A 19019-nucleotide genomic window follows, 5' to 3' on the forward strand; every position below is an offset into this window, starting at 1 on the left:
TGCCGGTGTGGCACCCGTCCGGATGTCCGCAGAGCCTGGACAACGCTCCCCCTTCGCGAGATTAGGTAAGACTAACCTAACGGTGTGGAGATGGAGATGTGGCGGTTCAGCCCAGCGTGTCGCGGGCGGCGCGCAGGGCCGCCTCCCGGTCCTCCGCCACCAGGCCGATCCTCGTGCGCCGGTCGAGCAGGTCGCCCTCGTCCAGCGCGCCCTCGTGCAGGACGGACCACAGCAGCTCGCCCTTGGTGATGCCGAGGCCCACCTCCTCCGGGTGCGCCCGGACGAGGTCGTGGACGGCGGCGGCCTCGCAGCCGTAGCGCTCCACGAGCCGCGCCGGGACGTCGCCGCCCGCCGACCGCCGTCCGGCCCGCGGGCCCGTTCGCCGTCCCGGCCGTCCCGCCTGCCCTGCCTGCTCGGCGCCGGGCGCGCCGACGAGGGGGATGCGGGCGGTACGGCAGGGGCCCGCCGCGAGCCGCGCCTCCGCCACCGCCTGGTCCACGGCGTCCTGGGCCATCCGGCGGTAGGTCGTCAGCTTGCCGCCCACGACCGTGACGAGCCCGTCGCCGAACAGGACGGCGTGCCGGCGGGACAGATCGGCCGTGCGAGCGCCGGTGCGGCCGGTGGTGCCGGTGGTGCCGGTGATGCCACCGGAGGCGGCCAGCAGCGGCCTCAGGCCCGCATAGGCGCCCGCCACCGCCTCCCGGACCACCGGTGTGCCCAGGACGGCGTTGAGGACGTCCAGGAGCGTCCTGACGTCCTCCTCGGGCGCCTGGGGGACGTCGGGGACGGGGCCGTCGAGCGGCTCGTCGGTGAGGCCGACGTAGGCGCGCCCGTCGGGCTGGGGCAGCAGGAGCGCGAACCGGTTCCGCTCACCGGGGACGGGCAGGTGCAGGCCGGCGGTGAGACCCGGCAGGGCGCCCGGACGGAGCACCAGGTGGGTGCCACGGGACGGGCGCAGTCGCACCCGGGGGTCGAGGCCGCCGGCCCACACGCCGGTCGCGTTGACCACGACCCTGGCGCGGATGTCGAACTCCTCGCCGGTCAGCTCGTCGCGCACCCGGGCGCCGCGGCCGGTCAGCTCCAGGGCGCGGCAGCGGGTCAGGATCCGCGCGCCGTGCGCGGCGGCCGTCCGGGCGACGGCCACGACCAGGCGGGCGTCGTCCAGCAGCCGGCCGTCCCACGACAGCAGGCCGCCGCGCAGCCCGTCCGGCTCCAGGAACGGGGCCAGGCGGCGCGCCCGCGCCGCGTCGAGCCGGGACGGCCCGGGCAGCAGGTGGCGCGGTGTGCGGGCGGCGGCGCGCAGTCCGTCGCCGATCCGGTAGCCGGCCAGCACCAGGGTCTCCTGGCCGCGGGAGACGCCCGGCGTGAGCGGCAGCAGGTAGGGATGGGCCTTCACCAGGTGCGGTGCGGTGCGGCGGAGCAGGATGCCGCGCTCGACCGCGCTCTCGTGGGCGACGCCGACCTGCCCCCTGGCGAGGTAGCGCAGGCCGCCGTGCACCAGCTTGGAGCTCCACCTCGACGTGCCGAACGCCAGGTCGTGCGCGTCGATCGCGGCGACGCGCAGGCCGCGGGAGGCGGCGTCGAGCGCGGCGCCGGCGCCCGTCACGCCCAGGCCCACCACGAGCACGTCGAGGCGCTCCTCCGCGGCGCGGCGCAGCTCGCGGGTCCGGCGCGCGGCGTTGAGCGAGCTAGCGGGGTCGATCGGGCTGTCCAAGGTATCCCTCCAGCAGTGCCGTCAGCTCGGTGTCGAGGTCGTCGAGCGTCACCGGCCTGTCCCGCACCGGCCCGTGTGTCGTCGGCCCGTGCGTCAGCGGCTCGTGCGTCGTCGGCCCATGTGTCGTCGGCCCGTGTGTCGTGGGCTCGTGTGGCGCCGGTCCCTCGGGCGCCGGTCCGGTGGTCAGCGTCGGGGCCGACATCAGGAACGCCTGCGCCACCAGCAGCACCGCCCGGGCCCGGGCGGGGTCGCCGACGGCGGGTTCGAGCACGGCCAGGACCGCCTCGTGGGTGGCGCCCCGGCGGTGCAGCAGGTATGGCAGGAGCAGCTCGGGGTCCGCCTCGACGATCTTGCGCCAGAGCGGGTGCCCGCGCAGCCGCCGTACCCCCTCGACCACGGCCGCCACCGGCTCGGACAGGTCGAGGTCCGTCACCGCGCGCACCCACTCGCGGGTCATCAGGTCGGCGACCAGCGAGCGCACGTCGGGCCAGCGGCGGTAGAGCGTCATCCGCGACACCCCCGCCCGGCGGGCCACGTCGGTGAGCGTGGTCCGTCGCACCCCGTACGCCAGCACGCACTCCAGTGCCGCGTCCAGAACGCCATCATTGTGACGAATCGACGTCATATGTCACAGTGTAGAGCGTGACACGTGAACCCATGCTGTGGTCCGGCTGGGGGGACCCCGCCCGCGCCCGCGAGCTGCCCGAGCCGGTCCGGGCACTGCTGCGCGACCTGCTGGGCGTGCGCGCGCCCGAGACGCCGCCCGTCCCCCTGGAAGCGGTCCGGCTGCCGCCCGTGGCGCTGCCCGCCGCCCTGCTGGAGGCGCTCGGCGGCGTCGTCGGCCCCCCGCACGTGCTGACCTCGCCCGAGGCGCGGGTCCGGCACACGCGCGGCAAGTCGACCCCCGACCTGCTGCGTATGCGCGCCGGAGACGGGCTCGACGCGCCGGACGCCGTCGTGCTGCCCGGCTCGCACGAGCAGGTCGCCGAGCTGCTCGCGCTGTGCGCCCGCGAACGGATCGCGGTGGTGCCCTTCGGCGGCGGCACCTCCGTGGTGGGCGGGCTCGTCGCCGCGCGGGCCGGGCACGCCGGGGTGGTCGCACTCGACCTCACCCGGATGGACCGGCTGCTGTCGGTGGACGCCGAGTCGATGCTCGCCGTCTTCCAGCCGGGGGTGCGGGCGCCGGAGGCCGAGCGGCTGCTCGCCGCCCACGGGCTGACCCTCGGCCACTTCCCCCAGTCCTACGAGTACGCCACCCTCGGCGGCTTCGCGGCGGCCCGCTCCAGCGGGCAGGCCTCGGCCGGCTACGGCCGGTTCGACGACATGGTCGCCGGCCTGACCGTGGCCACCCCCGCCGGCACCCTGGAACTGGGGCGGGCGCCCAAGTCGGCGGCCGGGCCCGACCTGCGGCAGCTCGTCCTCGGCTCCGAAGGAGCCTTCGGTGTCATCACCGCGCTGCGGCTGCGGGTACGCCGCGCGCCGGCCGCCAAGGCGTACGAGGGCTGGCGGTTCGCCTCCTTCCGCGACGGGACGGCGGCGCTGCGCGCGCTGGCCCAGGAAGGGCCGCTGCCCACCGTGCTGCGGCTGTCGGACGAGACCGAGACCATGGTCGGCCTGGCCCGGCCGGACGCCATCGGCGGGGGCGGCGGCGCGGCCGGCGGGTGCCTGGTGATCGCGGGATACGAGGGCGCGTCCGCCATGGCGGCGCGGGCCGGGACGGCGGCGGTGCTCACCCGGCACGGCGGCGAACCGCTCGGCGAGGAGCCGGGGCGGTCCTGGGAGCACGGCCGCTTCTCGGCCCCCTACCTGCGTGACTCGCTCCTGGACGCCGGGGCGACGGTGGAGACCCTGGAGACCGCCGGGTTCTGGGCCGGCCTGCCGCGCCTGTACGACGCGGTGCGGCTGGCGCTGCACGGCGCCCTCGGCTCGCCGCTGGTCATGTGCCACGTGTCCCACGTGTACGAGACGGGCGCCTCGCTGTACTTCACCGTGGTGACCGCGCAGCACGGCGACCCGGTCGAGCAGTGGGCCCGCGCCAAGGAGGCCGCCACGGCCGCCGTCGTCGAGGCGGGCGGCACGGTGTCGCACCACCACGGCGTGGGACGCGACCACCGGGAGGCGTACGCGGCCGAGCTGGGGCCGGTGGGCGTGGAGATCCTGCGGGCGGTCAAGAACCGGCTGGACCCGGCGGGCGTCCTCAACCCCGGCGTGCTGATCCCCTGAACCCGCTCCCTGCCCCGTGCGGTCCTGTCCCGTGCAGTCCGTGCGGTCCTGCCCCGTGCGGTCCTGCCCGGCGCCGTCAGCCCGGGTCGGCCAGGGCCGTGGTCTCGGCCTCCTCGCGGGCCGCCCGCGCCTCGTCGTAGCGGCGCAGCGCCCGGTAGACGTCGGCGAGGCAGACCAGGCAGACCACCAGCGGCGCCCCACCCGCCGGGCGGGTGAGCGCGACCGCCTCCTCCGCCGGCCCCAGCGCCTCGCCGGGCCGCCCCCGCCTGAGCATCAGCCAGGCCGCCGCCCGCAGCGAGCGGGCGAGCAGCGGCGCGTGCCTGGCCGGGTCGGCGCCCGCCAGCGCCCGGCTGCGCCGGATCGCCTCCCGCACGCACCGCACGCCCGCGCGGCTCCAGCGGGACCGCCCCCGGGCGTACGCCAGCAGGCCCTCGATGGCGTCCACCTCCTGGAGGTCTCGCCGGATCGCATCGTCCGAACCGTTCCGGGCCATGGCAGCCCCCCTCGCGGCCGACAACCGCTTGCTTGGGCCGTGAGGCTACACCATCGCGCACCTTATGTGTCTGTCACGGCACTCAGCGTTCGGATGCGCCGGGGGAAGATCGCCGTAAGGATGTTGACATGGTGGACATCACGGCCGAACGTGGAAAGCAGCTCTCCTCCCGGGTGTCGGAGGAAGGCGCCGGGTGGAGCTGTCAGCGCATCGGCACGTTCGAGCGGCTGAGACCCCACCGGCGGGGCTTCACCTGGCTCAGCCCGCGCACGCTGTGGCGCTCGCGCAACGAGGTCGTCGCGAAGCTGTTGGGCGACCCGTCGGGCCAGGTGCGCGAGCGGTGGGTCGCCGCGCAGCGCGGCCGCGGCGCCGACCCCGGGCTGCGCGTCCGCCCCGGCCTGGGGACGAGCTTCGACTTCCTGTTACTGGGCGACACGGGTGAGGGCGACGCCTCCCAGTACGCGGTGGTGCCCGGCATGCTCAGGGCCGGGGAGGGGACGGCGTTCGCCATCGTGGCCAGCGACGTCGTCTACCCGGCCGGATCCGGCAACGAGTACGGCGAGAAGTTCTTCCGGCCGTACCAGGACTATCCGGCGCCCATCTACGCCATCCCCGGCAACCACGACTGGTACGACGGGCTCGGCGGCTTCATGCGGGTCTTCTGCGACGCCCCCGCACTGCGGCCCCGGCCCGATTCCGGCCTGCTGCGCGGCCTGCTGTGGCGCAAGCCCGAGGCCGTGGACGAGGCCCGGCTGGCCGAGGCGCGCAAGCTCCGGGGGCGGCCCTCCCAGCGGGCCACCGGGGCCGCCGCGCAACCGGGACCGTACTGGGTGATCGAGAGCGACAGCCTGCTCGTCGTCGGCGTCGACACCGGCATCCGCAACGCCGTCGACCGGCGGCAGGCCGCGTGGCTGCGCGAGGTGTCGCGCGACCCGCGGCCGAAGATCCTCGTCACCGGCAAGCCCGTCTACACCGCCAACGTCCACAAGCCCTCGCCGCTGGAGGACGGCGGCACGATCGACGACATCGTGCGCGATCCCGCCCACCGCTACGTGGCGGTGATCGGCGGCGACGTGCACAACTACCAGCGCTATCCGGTGCGGGTGGGCGACCGGGTGATCCAGTACGTCGTCTCCGGCGGCGGCGGGGCGTTCATGCACGCCACCCACACCATCCGGCGGGTGGACGTGGCGGGCGTCCACGAGGACGACTTCCGGTGCTACCCGCTGCGCGGCGACTCCTTGTCGTTCTACAGCCACATCTACGCGCGGCGGCTGCGGATGAAGTGGCTCTCCCTCACCCCGGACGAGGCCGCGTGCGTCACCGCCCAGCACGTCGGCAACACCCCGGTGCGCCCCGTCGACGGCCCGGTGCGGATCACCCGCCGCATGCGGTGGGCGGCGCGGCTCCTCGGGGCCTGGCCGTGGCCGTTCCGGCTGCCGGTGGACAAGGTGTTCCAGCGCTACCTGTCGGAGCTGTCCGACTGGGACACCCCGCCGTTCTTCAAGCAGTTCCTGCGCCTGTCCGTCACGCCGGAGACGCTGACCATCCGCTGCTTCGCCGCCACCGGCTGCCTGGCGCAGGAGCTGGAGCCGCCGGTGGAGGACGAGGTCGTCATCAGTCTGTCGTAGGCGCCTGGCACCCTGGTGCCGTGTACGTGGTGCTGGCGGGGGAGACCGTCCTCCCGGTCCCTTCCGGTGAGGTCGCCGCCCGGCGGCCCGCCGACCTGGCGCGAGCCGTCCGCGAGCTGGAGACCGGCGGTGCGGCTCCGGGGCGGCCCCGGTGGGTGTGGGCCGACACGCGCGAGGCCTACCCGCCGCTGCTCGCCGCGGGCGTGCGCGTCTCACGCTGCCACGACCTCGCGCTCACCGAGGGGCTGCTGCTCGCCTGCGAGGGCCGCCACGACGAGCCCCGCTCGGCCCGGGCGGCCCACGCCAGGCTGCACGGGCTGCCGGTCCCCGACGAGCAGCCCAGCATGCCCGGCACGCTGTTCGCCCCCGAGCCGCTCGCCGCGCACGCCGTCGCCGAGGTGCTGGCCGACCAGCTCCGGCGCGTCGAGGCGCTGCCCGATCCCGGCCGGTTCCGGCTGCTGGTCGCCGCCGAGTCGGCGGGCGCGCTGGTCGCCGCCGAGATGGGCCACGACGGCATGCCGTGGCGGCGTGACGTGCACGACGCGCTGCTCACCGAGCTGCTCGGGCCCCGCCCGGTGCACGGCATGCGGCCGGCTCGGCTGCAGGCGCTGGCCGACGAGGTGGCGGCCGCGTTCGGCCACCCGGTCAACCCCGACTCGGTGCAGCAGCTCGTCAAGGCGTTCAAGGGAGCCGGCGTGGCGCTGAGGTCCACCCGGTCCGAGGAGCTCAAGCGGATCGACCACCCCGCCGTCGGGCCGCTGCTGGCCTACAAGGAGCTGGCCCGCCTGCACAGCTTCCACGGCTGGGCCTGGGCCGACCAGTGGGTGCGCGGCGGGCGGTTCCGGCCCGAGTACGTGGTGGGCGGCGTGGTGTCCGGCCGCTGGGCCACCTCGGGCGGCGGGGCGCTGCAGATCCCCAAGGTGATGCGGCGCGTCGTCGTGGCCGACGACGGCTGGACGCTCATCGTCGCCGACGCCGCCCAGTTGGAGCCGCGGGTGCTCGCCGCGATGGCCGGCGACGTCGGGCTGGCCAGGGCGGCCGGTGAGATCGACCTCTACTCCGCGCTGGCCCAGGCGTTCGGCGGCGAACGCGACCACGCCAAGATCGCGATGCTGTCCGCCATGTACGGCGGCACCAGCGGCGACGCCCCCAAACTGCTGGCGATGATGCGCAGGCGCTTCCCCCAGGCCCACCGGTTCGTCGAGGACGCCGCCAAGGCCGGCGAGGACGGCAGGCTGGTGCGCTCCTGGCTGGGGCGCACCAGCCCGCCCCCGTCCGAGCGGTGGAGGTCGCTCGTCGCCGGACCCGAGGGCGGCCGGGCGGCGCGCGACCGCGGCCGCTTCACCCGCAACTTCGTCGTCCAGGCGACCGCCGCCGAATGGGCGCTCGCGCTGCTGGCGGTGCTGCGCGGGCTGCTGCCCGAGCCGGCCCGGCTGGTGTTCTTCCAGCACGACGAGGTCATGGTGCACTGCCCGCTCGGCCAGGCGCGGGAGGTGATCGACGCGGTCTCGGCGGCGGCTGCGGAGGCGACGCGGCTGATGTTCGGCGCGACGCCGGTGCGCTTCCCGATGGAAGCCGTGGCGGTCAGCTGCTACGCCGACGCCAAGTGACGGGTCAGCCCGCCTGCACCGGGAGGAGCGCGACCGCCTCCACCTCGACGAGCTGGTCGTCGTAGCCGAGCGCCGCGACGCCGAGCAGGGTGCTGGGCACGTCATGGCCGTCCATGTACGTCCGGTAGACCCGCCAGGCCTCGACCAGTTCGCTCTGTTGGGCGGAGGCCACGTACACGGTCGTCTTGACCACGTCCGTCAGCTCGGCGCCGGCGCTGCGCAGCGCCGTGACGAGGTTGCGCATCACCTGGTGCGTCTGGCCGGCCACGTCACCCACGGCGACGGTCGCGCCGTCGGCGTCCAGCGGGCACGCGCCCGCCGCCCACACAGCTCGCATCGGCACGTCGGCCACGGCCGCGTACGCGTACTCGACGCTCCGGGCCAGCTCAGGAGTCCGGACGAGGCGAACACGGCTGTTTTCCACGAGAGTCCTTCCGAGCGGTCGATCGGTGCGCGGCACAGCCTACGAATCCGGTTCGTCGGTCCGCATCCCGTTTTCCCCGCCGGACCGCGGGCCCGGGATCAGGCGGTGCGGCGGTGCGTGGCGGCGAGCCAGAGCCCGGCCACGGCCACCATCACGCCGACCACCAGGCCGAGCGTGCCGTACGAGAGGCGGTCCACGATCGCGCCCGCGGCGACCGTGCCGGTGGCCCCGCAGATGTTCATCAGCAGGTCCGACAGCCCCTGCACGGCCGTCCGCCCCTCGACCGCCACCGACTCACTGACGAGCGCCGACCCGGCCACCAGCCCGCAGGACCAGCCGAGTCCCAGCAGCACCAGCGCCGTGGTGACCTGCCAGACGCTGTGACCGGCCGTGCCCGCCAGGACCGCCGCGCCGAGCAGCAGGGCCATGCCGCCCAGCAGCACCGGCACCGTCCCCGCCTTGTCGGCCAGCCAGCCCACCACCGGCGACATGACGTACATGCCGGCGATGTGCAGGCTGATCACGAGGCCGATGACGTCCAGGTTGGAGCCGTCGTGGTGGAGCTTGACCGGCGTCATCGACATGACCGACACCATCGCGGTGTGGCTGACAGCGATCATGACGAGCGCCCTGCGGGCCATCGGCGTGTCCCGCAGCGTCCGCCAGGCCCGCCGAACGGTCCTGCGACCGGTCGCCGGCACGGGCGCCGCGCCGTCGCGCTCGCGCGCCAGCTTGAGCGGGTCGGGCCGGAGCCCGACCATGATGATCAGCAGCGCGAGCGCGAACGCCAGCGCGGCGAACGCGAACGGCCCCGCCTTCTCCACCAGGCCCGCGTCCATGCCGATCTGGTCGGCGGGTCGTGCCAGGTTGGGCCCGGCGACGGAGCCGACGGTGGCCGCCCACACGACCAGCGACAGGTGCCGGCCGGCGTGCCCCCGCGGTGACAGGTCGGTGGCCGAGTAGCGGGCCGCCAGGTTGCCGGCGCTGCCGCCGCCCACCAGCACCAGCCCGGCCAGCAGCAGCGGCCAGTTGCGGATGGTGATGGCGGCGACGGACAGGGCGCAGCCCAGCAGCGCCGCCGCGTACGCCAGCGCCAGGCCCATCCGGCGGCCGCCCCGCCCGGCCGCCTTGGCCGTGGGCAGTGCCAGCAGCGCCGCGCCGAGCACGGTGGCGGTGCCCGCGAACCCGCTGATGACCGTGGATCCCGACAGCTCGTCCACCACGACCGAGCTGAGCGCCAGTCCCACCGCGACCCCGACACCGCCGACGATCTGCGTGGCCGACAGCACGGCCAGGGTGCGGCGCTGGACGCTTCGGATGCGGTTGTCGTGGGAGGAGACAGCGGGTTGGGTGGGGGCGCTGGTCACCCGTGAAGTCTCGCATAAGCCGCGAGATCCCCCCAAAGAGGACGGGCGGCTTTCCCGATGCGCCCGCCGGACGCGGTCAGAGGACGGTGACCCGATCCCCCTGGGCGATCGTGCCGCGCCCGTCGGGGATCAGGTTGACGCCGAACCACACCTTGCCGTCCCACCTGCGATGCCGGGCCAGGGTGCGGGTCGGCTCCTTGCCGGACACGCGCGTCACGGGGTCCACCGTCGGCAGGACGCACCGGTCGCAGCCCTTGACCACCCGGAAGTCCACCGCGCCGATCCGGATCCGCTTCCAGGAGTCCTCGTCGAACGGCGTCGGCACGTCGTCCACCACCACGTTCGGCCGGAAGCGCCGCATGTCGAGCGGCGCGGGCCGCTCCTCGCCGCGTTCGGCGGCGGTCTCGGCCATCCAGTCGTCGAGCCGGCGCAGCGAGGCGGTCGTGGTCAGCAGGAGCGGACAGGCGTCGGCGAGGTTGACGCGGTCGTCGTCGCGCCCGTAGTCCGGGTTCACCGGCCGGCGGGTGGGGTCGTCCAGCCACATCAGCCGGGTGGGCCGGTCGAGCAGGGCGGACAGCCACGCGGCGGCGTCGTCGCCGCAGTCGGTGAGCTCGACGTCGTTCCGCCACACCCGCACCGTCGTGCGGGCGGCGGCGGGGACCACCCGCAGCGGCGGCATGTGCGGGCCGGTGAGGACGAGGGCGTCGCCGTCCAGCTCCGGCACGCAGGCCAGCAGCCGGGGAAACGTGCGCGCGGTCAGCATGGCGCCGTCCTGGTCCACCACGAGGTAGCGCCGGTCGCCGGCCAGGCCCCAGGGCTCCACCTCGGCCCGCGCGAGCGCGTGACCGCTGGTGGACTTGACCGGATAACGGTGGATACTGGCCAGCCTCATGGGGCCGACCGTACCCCACCGGTCCCGGCCGGGGACTGCGGCCCCCGTCACGTGGTCTGGCGGAAGGTGTCGAGGAAGACCTTGCGCGCCCCCGCCTGGTCGTCCCAGACCAGCTCCGGCATGTCGAACGTGATCGTGAAGGCGGTGCCGTCGTCCACGGTGACGTAGCGGGTCAGGGCGTGCATCGGGACGCCGTTGGAGCGGGTGTAGGTGTACTCCCAGTCGGCCGCCTTCCACGTGCGGAACTGCGTCGCCTGCAGCCGTACCTGGATGTAGCTCTCGACGCCGCCGGCCGCCTCGGCGCTGGTCAGCTCGGCCAGGCCGCCGTCGGCCTGCGGCGTGGCCTGCTGGACGCGGAAGCGCACCCCGGAGTCCTTCGGCCCGGTGAAGGTGGCCTCGTCCCCGGAGATCGCGGCCTTCCAGCCCTTCGGGACCGCCGCCGTGAAGCCGGCCGCGGCGTGCTCCTCGTACCCGTCCGGGACGGCCGCCGCCTGCAGCGGCCGGGCCGCGGTGCCGGCGTCGGCCGAGGGGGCGGCGGCGGGCGGGGCGGGGTCGCCGCCGCCGGACGAGGCGAACCAGAGCGCGGCCGCGGTGACGGCGCCCGCGGCGGCGACGGCGGTCAGGGCCAGCCGCACGGTGGGCCGCGTGGTGGGCCGGCCGGCGCGCACCCAGCCGTTGCCCCGCTCCCCGGGCCTGCGCCTGCCCTTGGCCGGACGGTCGCCGGCCGGGGGCAGGGCGGTCAGGCGGCCGCCGGAGACCTCGCGGGACAGGTCGCGCGAGTGGTTGCGCAGGTCCTCGTCCGAGGGAAGCGGCCACAGCGCGGAGCGGCTGCCGGTGGTCAGCGGCAGGATAGGCGCCGGCGCGCCGCCGCCGACCCCGGCGGGCTGCTCCAGCAGCGCCTGCGGGCCGGAGGGGAGGTCCTGCGACGGGTACGCGCCGGAGCCGGGCTGGCGTGACGGGTGCCCGCCGGAGGGGAGGTCCTGCGACGGGTAGCCGCCGGAGCCGTGCTCGCGGGACGGGTACCCGCCGGAGGGCTGCTCGGGTGACCGGTGCGCGCCGGAGCCGAGGTCGTGTGCCAGGTATCCCGCCGTGGCCCCGTGCGAGGGGTACGCGCCGGAGGCGTGGTCCGGCGACGGTGCGGGACCGGGCTCCTGCCGTCCGAGCGGGTCGTCGGACTGTCCGGGCAGGCGCAGCGGCCCCGACGTGCTCGCGAACGCGTCGAACGGCGCCGCGGGCTGGTCGGCGGCGGCCCCGGTGAGGCCCGGGTACCCGTCCGTCTGGCTCTCCAGCGGGTCGTACGGCACCCGCACCGGCCCGGACGGCGTCTCCACGATCCGCGACGGCAGCGGCCCGGACGGCGGCTCCAGCGGCGGCAGCGGCATGGACGCCGACGCATCCGGCCGCGTCGCCGGCGGCGGGGCGTCGGCCGCGCGCGGCCGCGCGGAGCCGTGGGCGAGCAGCACCCGTTCGAGGGCGTCGCCGACCTGCTCGGCGGTCAGCCGTTCGGCCGGGTTCTTGCGCAGCAGCCCCTCGATCACCGGCAGCAGCCCGCCCGCGCGTTCGGGCCGGATCGGCTCCTGCGTCAGCACCGCGCCGAGCACCGCGATCGCGTCGGGCCCCTCGTACGGCGGCCGCCCCTCCACGGCGGCGTACAGCGTCGCGCCGAACGACCACAGGTCGGCCGCCTGGGTGATCGGCTGACCGGACAGCCGTTCCGGCGGCACGTACGCGGGCGACCCCATGAGCAGCCCGGTCTGGGTGATGGTGACGTCGCCCTCGATCGCGGCGATGCCGAAGTCGGTCAGCACCACCCGGTCGGAGGTGAGCAGCACGTTGCCCGGTTTGACGTCGCGGTGCAGGATGCCGGCGGCGTGCGCGTGCCGGAGCGCGTCCAGCACCCGGATGCCGATCTCGGCCGCCTGCAGGACGGGCAGCGGGCCGCTCTGCCGTACGGCCTGCTCAAGGGACCAGGCGCGGACCAGCTCCATGACGATCCACGGGCGGCCGTCCTCCTCGACCACGTCGTGCACGGTGACGATGCCGGGGTGCGTCAGCCGCGCGGCCGACCTGGCCTCGCGCAGCATGCGCCGGTGGGCGACCTGCTTGCCCGCGTGGTCGAGCCCGAACGGCAGGATCAGCTCCTTGACCGCGACGGCCCGGTCGAGCAGCACGTCGTGCGCGTGCCACACCATGCCCATGCCGCCCCGGCCGACCGGCGACATCAGCCGGTAGCGCCGGCCGATCAGGCGCCCGGTGCCGGCCGCCGGGCTCTGCGCCGCGTTCCCTCCCGCGCCGGGCCCGCTGAGCACGCGGTCGGCTGCCATGTCCGCCCCCATCTCCAGCCTCGTCGGTCACATGCGTCTTCGCGCCATACTTCCCGATTATGAGGTTCGACACGATATAGGCATGCTATTCGGGTACGGAAGCCGACCACTCCTGACAACTGCCTTGACCTGCGGAAATATCGTTAATAAATGGGATCATTCGCTGTTTCGGAGAGCGCCAGCAATGCCGCTGTAAACGCTTCCACCGGCGGTTCGACCAGGCCGGCGCCCACCTGCCCGGTGCCCGCCACGCGCCCCGCGATCCCGGTGTTGACCACGGGCAACACGCCCGTCCGGGCGACCAGCGTGACGTCGATCCCGACGGGTGCGCCACGGAATCCGAGCCCCGGTATCTGGTACGCCGGATGCTCGCCCAGCGTGATCTCGTACATGGACCGCGTCGCCGCCACCGCGTCCGCCACCTCACCGCCCACGAAACGCACGATCGCCGGAGCCGCCGCCATCGCGAACCCGCCCAGCCCCGACGTCTCCGTGATCGTGGAGTCACCGATGTCCGGATTGGCGTCCGCCGGCCCGTACGCGCCGAGATAGAGCCCGTCCGGCACCCCCGCGGGCCCGGTGAACCACCGCTCGCCCAGCCCCGACACCTGCACCCCGAAGTCCGTGCCGTTGCGCGCCATGGCCACCACCATCGACGAGCCGGGGACGCCGCGAGCCGCGTCCGTCGCCACCTTGCCGGCGGCCATGGCCGCGTTGAGGAAGAAGTGGTCGTTGCCGCCGACGAACCGCAGCACCTCCGCGGCGTCCCGCGGCGCGGCGTCGACCACGGCCGGGGCCAGCTCGCGCAGCAGCAGCGAGGTGGCGGCGCGGTTGCGGTTGTGCAGCTCGTCACCCATCTGCAGGGCCTGCGCGATCAGGCTGCGCAGGTCGATCGGACCGGCCAGCTCGACCGCGGCCGACAGGACCGGGCCGAGGACGCGGTCCATCCAGCCCAGCCGCTCCAGCACCTCCGGCCCGTACGCGCCGTACCGCAGCACCTTGCCCAATCCCTCGTTGAGCGAGCAGTACGCCACCCCGCCGTGCTCGGCGTCGCGCACCTCGAACATCCACATGGACGGGGCGACCACGCCCGCCATCGGCCCGACCGCCCCGCGGTGGTGGCACGGCTCCAGCCGCACCCGGCCGCCGGCCAGCATCCGCTCGGCCTCCCCCTCGTCGTGCGCGTACCCCTCCAGCAGCATCGCGCCGATCAGCGCGCCGCGCAGCGGCCCCGACGCCCGCTCCCAGGTGATCGGCGGCCCGGCGTGCAGGAACGTCATCCCACCCAGATCGAGCACCTCCGACGCCCGCCGCACGGCCGACAGCACGGGCCGGGCGGAGGTCAGCCGGGCGACGGCCCGCGCGTTGGCGGCTGGCAGCCGTGGATCGGCCAGCACCCGCGCCAGCGCCTGCGCCGTGCCGGGCAGCGGCGGCCGCCAGTCCACCGGCGTCGTCGTGACGGCCTGGGCGGCGAGCGACTCACGCAGCAGCCCCGCGCCGGTCGTGATCACGTGGGGCGGGCCGGAGAGCAGCGTCATGGCAGGTCCTTCGCGTACCGGGCGGCCTGGGCGTTGGAGGCGAACACCGTGGCCCCAGCCCGCGCCAGCGCCTCCGCCTGCCGGTGCAGCCCCTGCGGGTCGCCCTCGGTGCCGACCAGTGCGACGACGGCCGTCGCGGGACAGCGGGCGAGGGCGGGCGCGAGGGCGGCGGCCGGGTCGGGGTCGGCCACGTGGCCGAGGACCACGTCGAGCAGCACCACGTCCCCGGGTTCGGCGCGGGCGAGGGCCTCCAGCCGCAGGGTGGGGTCGATCATCGGGTGGGCGCGGCCCCGGGTGTAGGCGTCGTCGCCGTAGTCGGTGAACTCGCCCCGCCCCGCGATCAGCCGGGCCTCCGTGCACAGCGTGCCGCCCGAGTAGACGCCGAGCAGCCTCCCGCCGCGACGCCCCTCCGGCCGCGATCCCTCCCGGCCCGCGCGCGGCGGTCCGTCCGGGCGCCCCGGTGGTCCGTCGGGGCGCTCCGGCGGTTCGTTCCGGTGCTCCGGTCGCGGCCGGGCCGGCCAGCGCGGCCAGGCCGGGACGGGACAGCCGAGCGCGCGCAGCGCCTCCTCCGCCGCCGCCGTCAGGTCGCGCTCCCCGGCGAACGCGGTCACCACCGGTGTGCCCAGGCCGGCCACCACCTCGCGCACGGCCCCGGCCACGGACGGGTCGGGCGGCTTGGAGACGAGCACGATCAGCTCGGTGGCAGGGTCGTCGTCCAGCATGCGCAGGGCGCGCAGCGTCGACAGCCCGCCCACCTCGGCCGACAGGTCGCGCCCGCCGACCCCCAGGACGTGGCCGGTCCCGGTGCCGGCCAGGTCGAGCAGCGAGGTCACCTGCTGCGCCCCGGTGCCGGACGCGGCGACCACGCCGACGGGGCCGGGCCGCAGCACGTTGGCGAAGCCGAGACCCACTCCGGCGATCACGGCGGTGCCGCAGTCGGGGCCCATGACGAGCACGCCCCGCTCCTCGGCCAGCCGCTTCAGCAGCACCTCCCGGCCGACGGGCACGCCGTCGCTGAACACCATCACGTCGAGCCCCGCCAGCACCGCGTCCAGCGCCTCGGCGAAGGCGTGCTCGCCGGGCACCGACACCAGCGCCAGGTCCGCCGGCCGCCGCGCCGCCGAGCGGGTGGTGAGCGGCGGCTGCTCACCGGCCTCCCGGGCGCGCGCGCCCGACAGGAGCGTCAGACGGCGGTCCAGCTCCTCGGCGGCGCCCTCCAGATCACCACCGCGCAGAGCGACCAGCAGGTCGCCGGGGCCGGCCGCGGGCAGCTCGAAGCCGAGATCGCGGGCCAGCGCCAGGTTGAGCTCCGTCGCCATCGCGACGACGGCCACCGCCACGCCCGGCAAGTCCCGCATCGACCGGCTCACCCGCATGAGCGCCACCGAGTCGTGATAGACGCCTGGCCGCACCAGGACCATGTCCGCGGGTGTCATCGCAACGCCCTCCCGTACGGCCCGGCCCGGCGGCACGGGCTCGTCCGGCGGCACGGAGCTGTCCGGCGGTACGGGTCCGTCCGGCGGTACGGGGCTCATCCTGCGAGGCCCAGGGACAGGACCGCGGCCACGCCGATGGCGATGCCCTGGGCCAGGTCCGAGCCGGAGGTGTGGCCGAGTCGGCGCAGCCGGCGCGCCGCCGGCTCCAGCGGCCGCAGCCCCGCCAGGCCGCGCAGCACCTCGACCACCTCGGGGCACGCCTCGCCGCGCGCCGCGCAGTGCAGGAGCGCCGCCGAGATGGGCGTCGTCCGGGTACGGGCGTCGAACGCGACGGTCGCCGCCAGCCAGCCGGCCAGCCGCACCGCCCGCCCCGCGCCCGCTGCCGCGCCGAGCCCGCGCAACGTCACCAGCAGTCCCGCCAGCACGTCGTCCCCGCTCGGAGTAAGCCCCGGGCCGAGACCCATCAGCCGTTCGGCGGCCGTCAGCACGCCCAGCAGGTGGCCGCTCGCGCAGCTCGCCGCCAGCAGCTCCACCGCCTCGTCACCGGCCAGTCCCGGCGTGCCGGTGCCGAGGCGGGGCAGCGCCTCGCGCAGCCGCGCCGGATCGACCCGGCCGAGCGGCGGGGCGGGGTCCCACCAGCGGCGGGCGTGCAGGCTCAGCCGTCCCAGGCGGATCACGCCGTCGCCCACGACCGCGTCGTCGCCGACCGCGACGTGCGGCAGGTCACCGGCGAGCAAGACCGAGTTCGGCAGCCGGGTCGCCTCGCCCGTGATCACGGCGATCACCGAAGGCTCCAGGTCCGTCCGCACCTCCAGATACACGCCGGCCGGGAACGCCGCCAGCACCCGCGCGGGCCGCCGCGGCGCCTCCAGCACCGGCCGCACGGCCGCGCTCGCGGCGCCGGTCACGTGGGTGCGCGGCCGCCGCGCATGGGTACCGACGGTCACCGGACCTCCTCGTCGCGCCTGGACCTGACCGTAGAACGCCCCGTCAACCCTCCGTACGGAGAAATTTGCCAACAGTGCGCCAGAAGGTTGGCTCTTCCTGACAGACCGCTTCCGGGGTCACAATCGACCCCATGGAACCCCCCGTCCGCCTGGCCAGTACGGGCACGATCATCCACGGCGTGTCCGTGGGGGAGGTGCTCGGCGTGTCCACCCTCGCCCAGGCCCGGCTGATCGCGGGGGAGAGCGGGCTGGGCCGCGTCGTGCAGCGGCTCAACGTCATGGAGGTGCCCGACATCCTGGCCTGGGTCAAGCCGCACGAGCTGCTGCTGACCACCGGCTACCCGCTGCGCAACACCCCGCAGTCACTCGGCCGGCTGGTGGCCGACCTGGACGAGCGAGGCCTCGCCGCGCTGGCCATCAAGCTCGGCCGCTACGTCGACGAGTTGCCCGGTGAGATGGTGGAGCAGGCCGACCGGCTCGGGTTCCCGCTCATCCTGCTGCCGAACGACGTCGGCTTCGACGACATACTCAACCAGGTGCTCACCGACATCCTCAACCGGCAGGCCGCCGTGCTGGCCCGGGCCGAGGAGGCGCACCGGGCGCTGGTGCAGGTGGTGCTGGCCGGCGGTGGGCTGGACGAGGTCACCGAAGGGGTGGCCGGGCTGCTCGACGTGGCGGTGGCGGCGGTGGACGGCGGCGGGCGGGTCCGGGCCGCGGCGGGGCCGCCCGACCACGTGACGGTCCTGCGGGAGTCGATCCGCCGCGAGGGCCCGGCCGCGACCGCGCACTGCGGCGGGCGGGCGGGCACGACGCCGGCCCGCCGTGAGCCCCCGGCGGGCCGGGGGCGGACCTTCGTGGCGGTGCCGGTCGTCGCGGCCGGGCACCACCACGGCCGGATCGTCGCCTACAGCCCGTCGGGCTCGATCCGCGACAGCGACATCGGCATCCTGGAGCGCGCTGCCACCGTCGCCGCGCTGGTCGTCACCCGCCAGGAGGCGGTCAACGCCGTCGAGAGCAAGTACCGGGCCGACTTCCTGCGCGACGTGCTCACCGGCCGCGCCGGCGGCGCCGAACGGGTCGCCACCCGGGCCAGGGCGTTCGGCTGGGACCTCGAACGGCCCGTCACCGTCCTCGTCGCCGAGCTCGACCCCGACGGCGACGAACGCAGCGCCCAGGACCGCCTCGTCACAGGCTGGACCGCGGCCGTCCGCAGGCACGACCCGCACGGCGCGGTAGCCGGCTACTCCCACGAGGTGGTGGCCGTCGTCGGGGCGGCGGCCGACACGGCCCGGCTGGCCAGGGACGCCGCCTCCGCCTTCACCGAGGCGACGCCCGTCACGTTCTCCACCGGGACCTCGCGGCCCTGCCCGGGCGCCGACGCGCTGCCCGACGCGCTGCCCGACGCGTACGCGCAGGCGCTCAAGGCGGCGCGTGTCGGCCGCCAGCTCCACGGGCCGGGCGCGGTCGCCCACTTCGACCAGCTCGGCGTCTACCGGCTGCTGTCGCTGGTGAACGACACCGAGGAACTGCACGCCTTCGTCCGCGAGACCCTCGGCCCGCTGGCCTCCGACGACGACGCCGAGCACGCCGACCTGCGGCGGACCCTCCAAGTGCTGCTGGAGACCAACCTCAACGTGGCCGAGACGGCCCGGCGGCTGCACTTCCACTACAACACGCTGCGCTACCGCATCGGCAAGCTGGAACGCCTGCTCGGCCGGTTCACCGACGACCCCCACCTGCGTCTCAACCTGACCCTCGCCCTGCACGTGCTCCGCATGCGCGGCATCTGACGGGGCCGAGCCGCCCGGCGTCGCGGGTCCTCTAGCCTTGGTGCGGTGGACTTCGAACTGCGCTCCGACTACATCCCGCTGTGCGACCTGCTGAAGTACTGCGGCGTCACCGAGACCGGGGGGATGGCCAAGCTGCTCATCGCCGAGGGGATGGTCCTCGTCGACGGCGAGGTGGAGCTGCGCAAGACCTGCAAGATCCGGTCGGGGCAGCTCGTCACCGGTGAGGGCTTCGCCATCCGCGTCGTCTGACCCGAACACCTTTCACGAAAAGTCATCACATCATTACTCGCTGTTGACTATCGTCCCCATGCGAGCAAAAGAAACGACCCCCGGTTGCCCGAGGGTCGTAGAGCCCGGGAACGTAGCCCCGGGCGTTGATGACTCCATGTTAGGGGCGGATTGCCATGGGTGACAAGTCCATCGGAGAAACGGCGAGGGTCGGCGTCTACGTCGACGGCTTCAACCTCTACCACGGTCTGAGATCGCTGAGCCGTCGGCGCGACCTCTGGCTCGACCTCGGGGCGGTGGCCAGGAGGCTGCTGCGACCGGGGCAGAGACTCGAGCACGTCGCCTACTTCACCGCGCTGGTGCGGGCGCAGCCTGAGGCGGTGGCCCGGCAGCGGCACTGAA

General features: G+C 75.2%; 16 protein-coding genes. 6 read left to right on the forward strand and 10 right to left on the reverse strand.

Annotation, left to right across the window (positions count from 1 at the left end):
- Nucleotides 1–106 precede the first annotated feature (106 nt).
- Nucleotides 107–1714 (reverse strand): glycerol-3-phosphate dehydrogenase/oxidase, encoded by a 1608-nt coding sequence (locus ACGF0J_RS03830; RefSeq protein ID WP_393141913.1) that lies wholly within the window; start codon nt 1712–1714, stop codon nt 107–109.
- Nucleotides 1689–2339 carry a TetR/AcrR family transcriptional regulator gene (locus tag ACGF0J_RS03835; protein WP_393141914.1) on the reverse strand — a complete coding sequence of 217 codons (651 nt, stop codon included), beginning with the start codon at nt 2337–2339 and terminating at the stop codon, nt 1689–1691. Before ACGF0J_RS03835 ends, ACGF0J_RS03830 begins: the two co-directional genes overlap by 26 nt.
- 32 nt (nt 2340–2371) lie before the next feature.
- Here ACGF0J_RS03835 and ACGF0J_RS03840 point away from each other — a divergent pair, with 32 nt between their 5' ends.
- Nucleotides 2372–3937: an FAD-binding oxidoreductase gene (locus ACGF0J_RS03840; protein ID WP_393142709.1), complete on the forward strand. Its 1566-nt coding sequence runs from the start codon at nt 2372–2374 to the stop codon at nt 3935–3937.
- 76 nt (nt 3938–4013) lie between these two features.
- Here the strand turns inward: ACGF0J_RS03840 and ACGF0J_RS03845 are convergent, their stop codons facing one another.
- On the reverse strand, nt 4014–4430 hold the full coding sequence (locus ACGF0J_RS03845; RefSeq protein WP_393141915.1) for a hypothetical protein: 417 nt from the start codon (nt 4428–4430) through the stop codon (nt 4014–4016).
- A gap of 128 nt (nt 4431–4558) precedes the next feature.
- On the opposite strand from ACGF0J_RS03845, the gene ACGF0J_RS03850 reads away from it, so the two are divergent.
- Nucleotides 4559–6061 (forward strand): metallophosphoesterase family protein, encoded by a 1503-nt coding sequence (locus ACGF0J_RS03850; RefSeq protein WP_393141916.1) that lies wholly within the window; start codon nt 4559–4561, stop codon nt 6059–6061.
- Nucleotides 6062–6081: 20 nt separating this feature from the next.
- Entirely contained in the window at nt 6082–7671 is a 1590-nt protein-coding gene (locus tag ACGF0J_RS03855) for a bifunctional 3'-5' exonuclease/DNA polymerase (protein WP_393141917.1), read from the forward strand.
- A 4-nt stretch (nt 7672–7675) separates the two neighbouring features.
- Here ACGF0J_RS03855 and ACGF0J_RS03860 read toward each other — a convergent pair whose 3' ends face one another.
- The 7 genes from ACGF0J_RS03860 to ACGF0J_RS03890 all read right to left on the reverse strand — a co-directional run bounded on the left by ACGF0J_RS03860 (nt 7676) and on the right by ACGF0J_RS03890 (nt 16599).
- Nucleotides 7676–8095, reverse strand: coding sequence for a RidA family protein (locus ACGF0J_RS03860; protein ID WP_393141918.1), 420 nt, complete (start codon nt 8093–8095; stop codon nt 7676–7678).
- A 98-nt stretch (nt 8096–8193) separates the two neighbouring features.
- Nucleotides 8194–9462, reverse strand: a complete 1269-nt coding sequence (locus ACGF0J_RS03865; RefSeq protein WP_393141919.1) for an MFS transporter — start codon at nt 9460–9462, stop codon at nt 8194–8196.
- Nucleotides 9463–9538: 76 nt separating this feature from the next.
- Nucleotides 9539–10354, reverse strand: coding sequence for an MOSC domain-containing protein (locus ACGF0J_RS03870; RefSeq protein WP_393141920.1), 816 nt, complete (start codon nt 10352–10354; stop codon nt 9539–9541).
- 47 nt (nt 10355–10401) lie between these two features.
- The gene (locus tag ACGF0J_RS03875; protein ID WP_393141921.1) at nt 10402–12678 is read right to left on the reverse strand and encodes a protein kinase; all 2277 of its coding nucleotides are present in this window, start codon (nt 12676–12678) and stop codon (nt 10402–10404) included.
- Nucleotides 12679–12821: 143 nt separating this feature from the next.
- The gene (locus ACGF0J_RS03880) at nt 12822–14216 is read right to left on the reverse strand and encodes a DUF1116 domain-containing protein (RefSeq protein ID WP_393141922.1); all 1395 of its coding nucleotides are present in this window, start codon (nt 14214–14216) and stop codon (nt 12822–12824) included.
- Nucleotides 14213–15652: an FdrA family protein gene (locus ACGF0J_RS03885; RefSeq protein ID WP_393141923.1), complete on the reverse strand. Its 1440-nt coding sequence runs from the start codon at nt 15650–15652 to the stop codon at nt 14213–14215. The genes ACGF0J_RS03880 and ACGF0J_RS03885 overlap by 4 nt, the downstream gene beginning before the upstream one ends.
- A gap of 95 nt (nt 15653–15747) precedes the next feature.
- The gene (locus tag ACGF0J_RS03890; protein ID WP_393141924.1) at nt 15748–16599 is read right to left on the reverse strand and encodes a DUF2877 domain-containing protein; all 852 of its coding nucleotides are present in this window, start codon (nt 16597–16599) and stop codon (nt 15748–15750) included.
- A 131-nt stretch (nt 16600–16730) separates the two neighbouring features.
- Here ACGF0J_RS03890 and ACGF0J_RS03895 point away from each other — a divergent pair, with 131 nt between their 5' ends.
- The 3 genes from ACGF0J_RS03895 to ACGF0J_RS03905 all read left to right on the forward strand — a co-directional run bounded on the left by ACGF0J_RS03895 (nt 16731) and on the right by ACGF0J_RS03905 (nt 19018).
- Nucleotides 16731–18389, forward strand: a complete 1659-nt coding sequence (locus tag ACGF0J_RS03895; protein WP_393141925.1) for a PucR family transcriptional regulator — start codon at nt 16731–16733, stop codon at nt 18387–18389.
- Between the two features lie 45 nt (nt 18390–18434).
- Nucleotides 18435–18638, forward strand: a complete 204-nt coding sequence (locus tag ACGF0J_RS03900; RefSeq protein ID WP_393141926.1) for an RNA-binding S4 domain-containing protein — start codon at nt 18435–18437, stop codon at nt 18636–18638.
- 155 nt (nt 18639–18793) lie between these two features.
- Complete coding sequence (locus ACGF0J_RS03905; protein ID WP_393141927.1) at nt 18794–19018, forward strand: hypothetical protein; 225 nt, start codon at nt 18794–18796, stop codon at nt 19016–19018.
- The last annotated feature ends 1 nt before the right edge of the window (nt 19019 follow it).

Origin of the sequence: Nonomuraea sp. NPDC047897, assembly GCF_043204415.1 — a bacterium.
Taxonomy (GTDB): Bacteria; Actinomycetota; Actinomycetes; order Streptosporangiales; family Streptosporangiaceae; genus Nonomuraea.

What these genes read in the sequence shown, in the direction of transcription:
- ACGF0J_RS03835 (WP_393141914.1), bottom strand. Translation starts at nt 2,339, where the DNA reads ATGACGTCGATTCGTCACAATGATGGCGTTCTGGACGCGGCACTGGAG.
- ACGF0J_RS03840 (WP_393142709.1), top strand. Translation starts at nt 2,372, where the DNA reads ATGCTGTGGTCCGGCTGGGGGGACCCCGCCCGCGCCCGCGAGCTGCCC.
- ACGF0J_RS03845 (WP_393141915.1), bottom strand. Translation starts at nt 4,430, where the DNA reads ATGGCCCGGAACGGTTCGGACGATGCGATCCGGCGAGACCTCCAGGAG.
- ACGF0J_RS03850 (WP_393141916.1), top strand. Translation starts at nt 4,559, where the DNA reads ATGGTGGACATCACGGCCGAACGTGGAAAGCAGCTCTCCTCCCGGGTG.
- ACGF0J_RS03870 (WP_393141920.1), bottom strand. Translation starts at nt 10,354, where the DNA reads ATGAGGCTGGCCAGTATCCACCGTTATCCGGTCAAGTCCACCAGCGGT.
- ACGF0J_RS03875 (WP_393141921.1), bottom strand. Translation starts at nt 12,678, where the DNA reads ATGGCAGCCGACCGCGTGCTCAGCGGGCCCGGCGCGGGAGGGAACGCG.
- ACGF0J_RS03880 (WP_393141922.1), bottom strand. Translation starts at nt 14,216, where the DNA reads ATGACGCTGCTCTCCGGCCCGCCCCACGTGATCACGACCGGCGCGGGG.
- ACGF0J_RS03885 (WP_393141923.1), bottom strand. Translation starts at nt 15,652, where the DNA reads ATGACACCCGCGGACATGGTCCTGGTGCGGCCAGGCGTCTATCACGAC.
- ACGF0J_RS03895 (WP_393141925.1), top strand. Translation starts at nt 16,731, where the DNA reads ATGGAACCCCCCGTCCGCCTGGCCAGTACGGGCACGATCATCCACGGC.
- ACGF0J_RS03905 (WP_393141927.1), top strand. Translation starts at nt 18,794, where the DNA reads ATGGGTGACAAGTCCATCGGAGAAACGGCGAGGGTCGGCGTCTACGTC.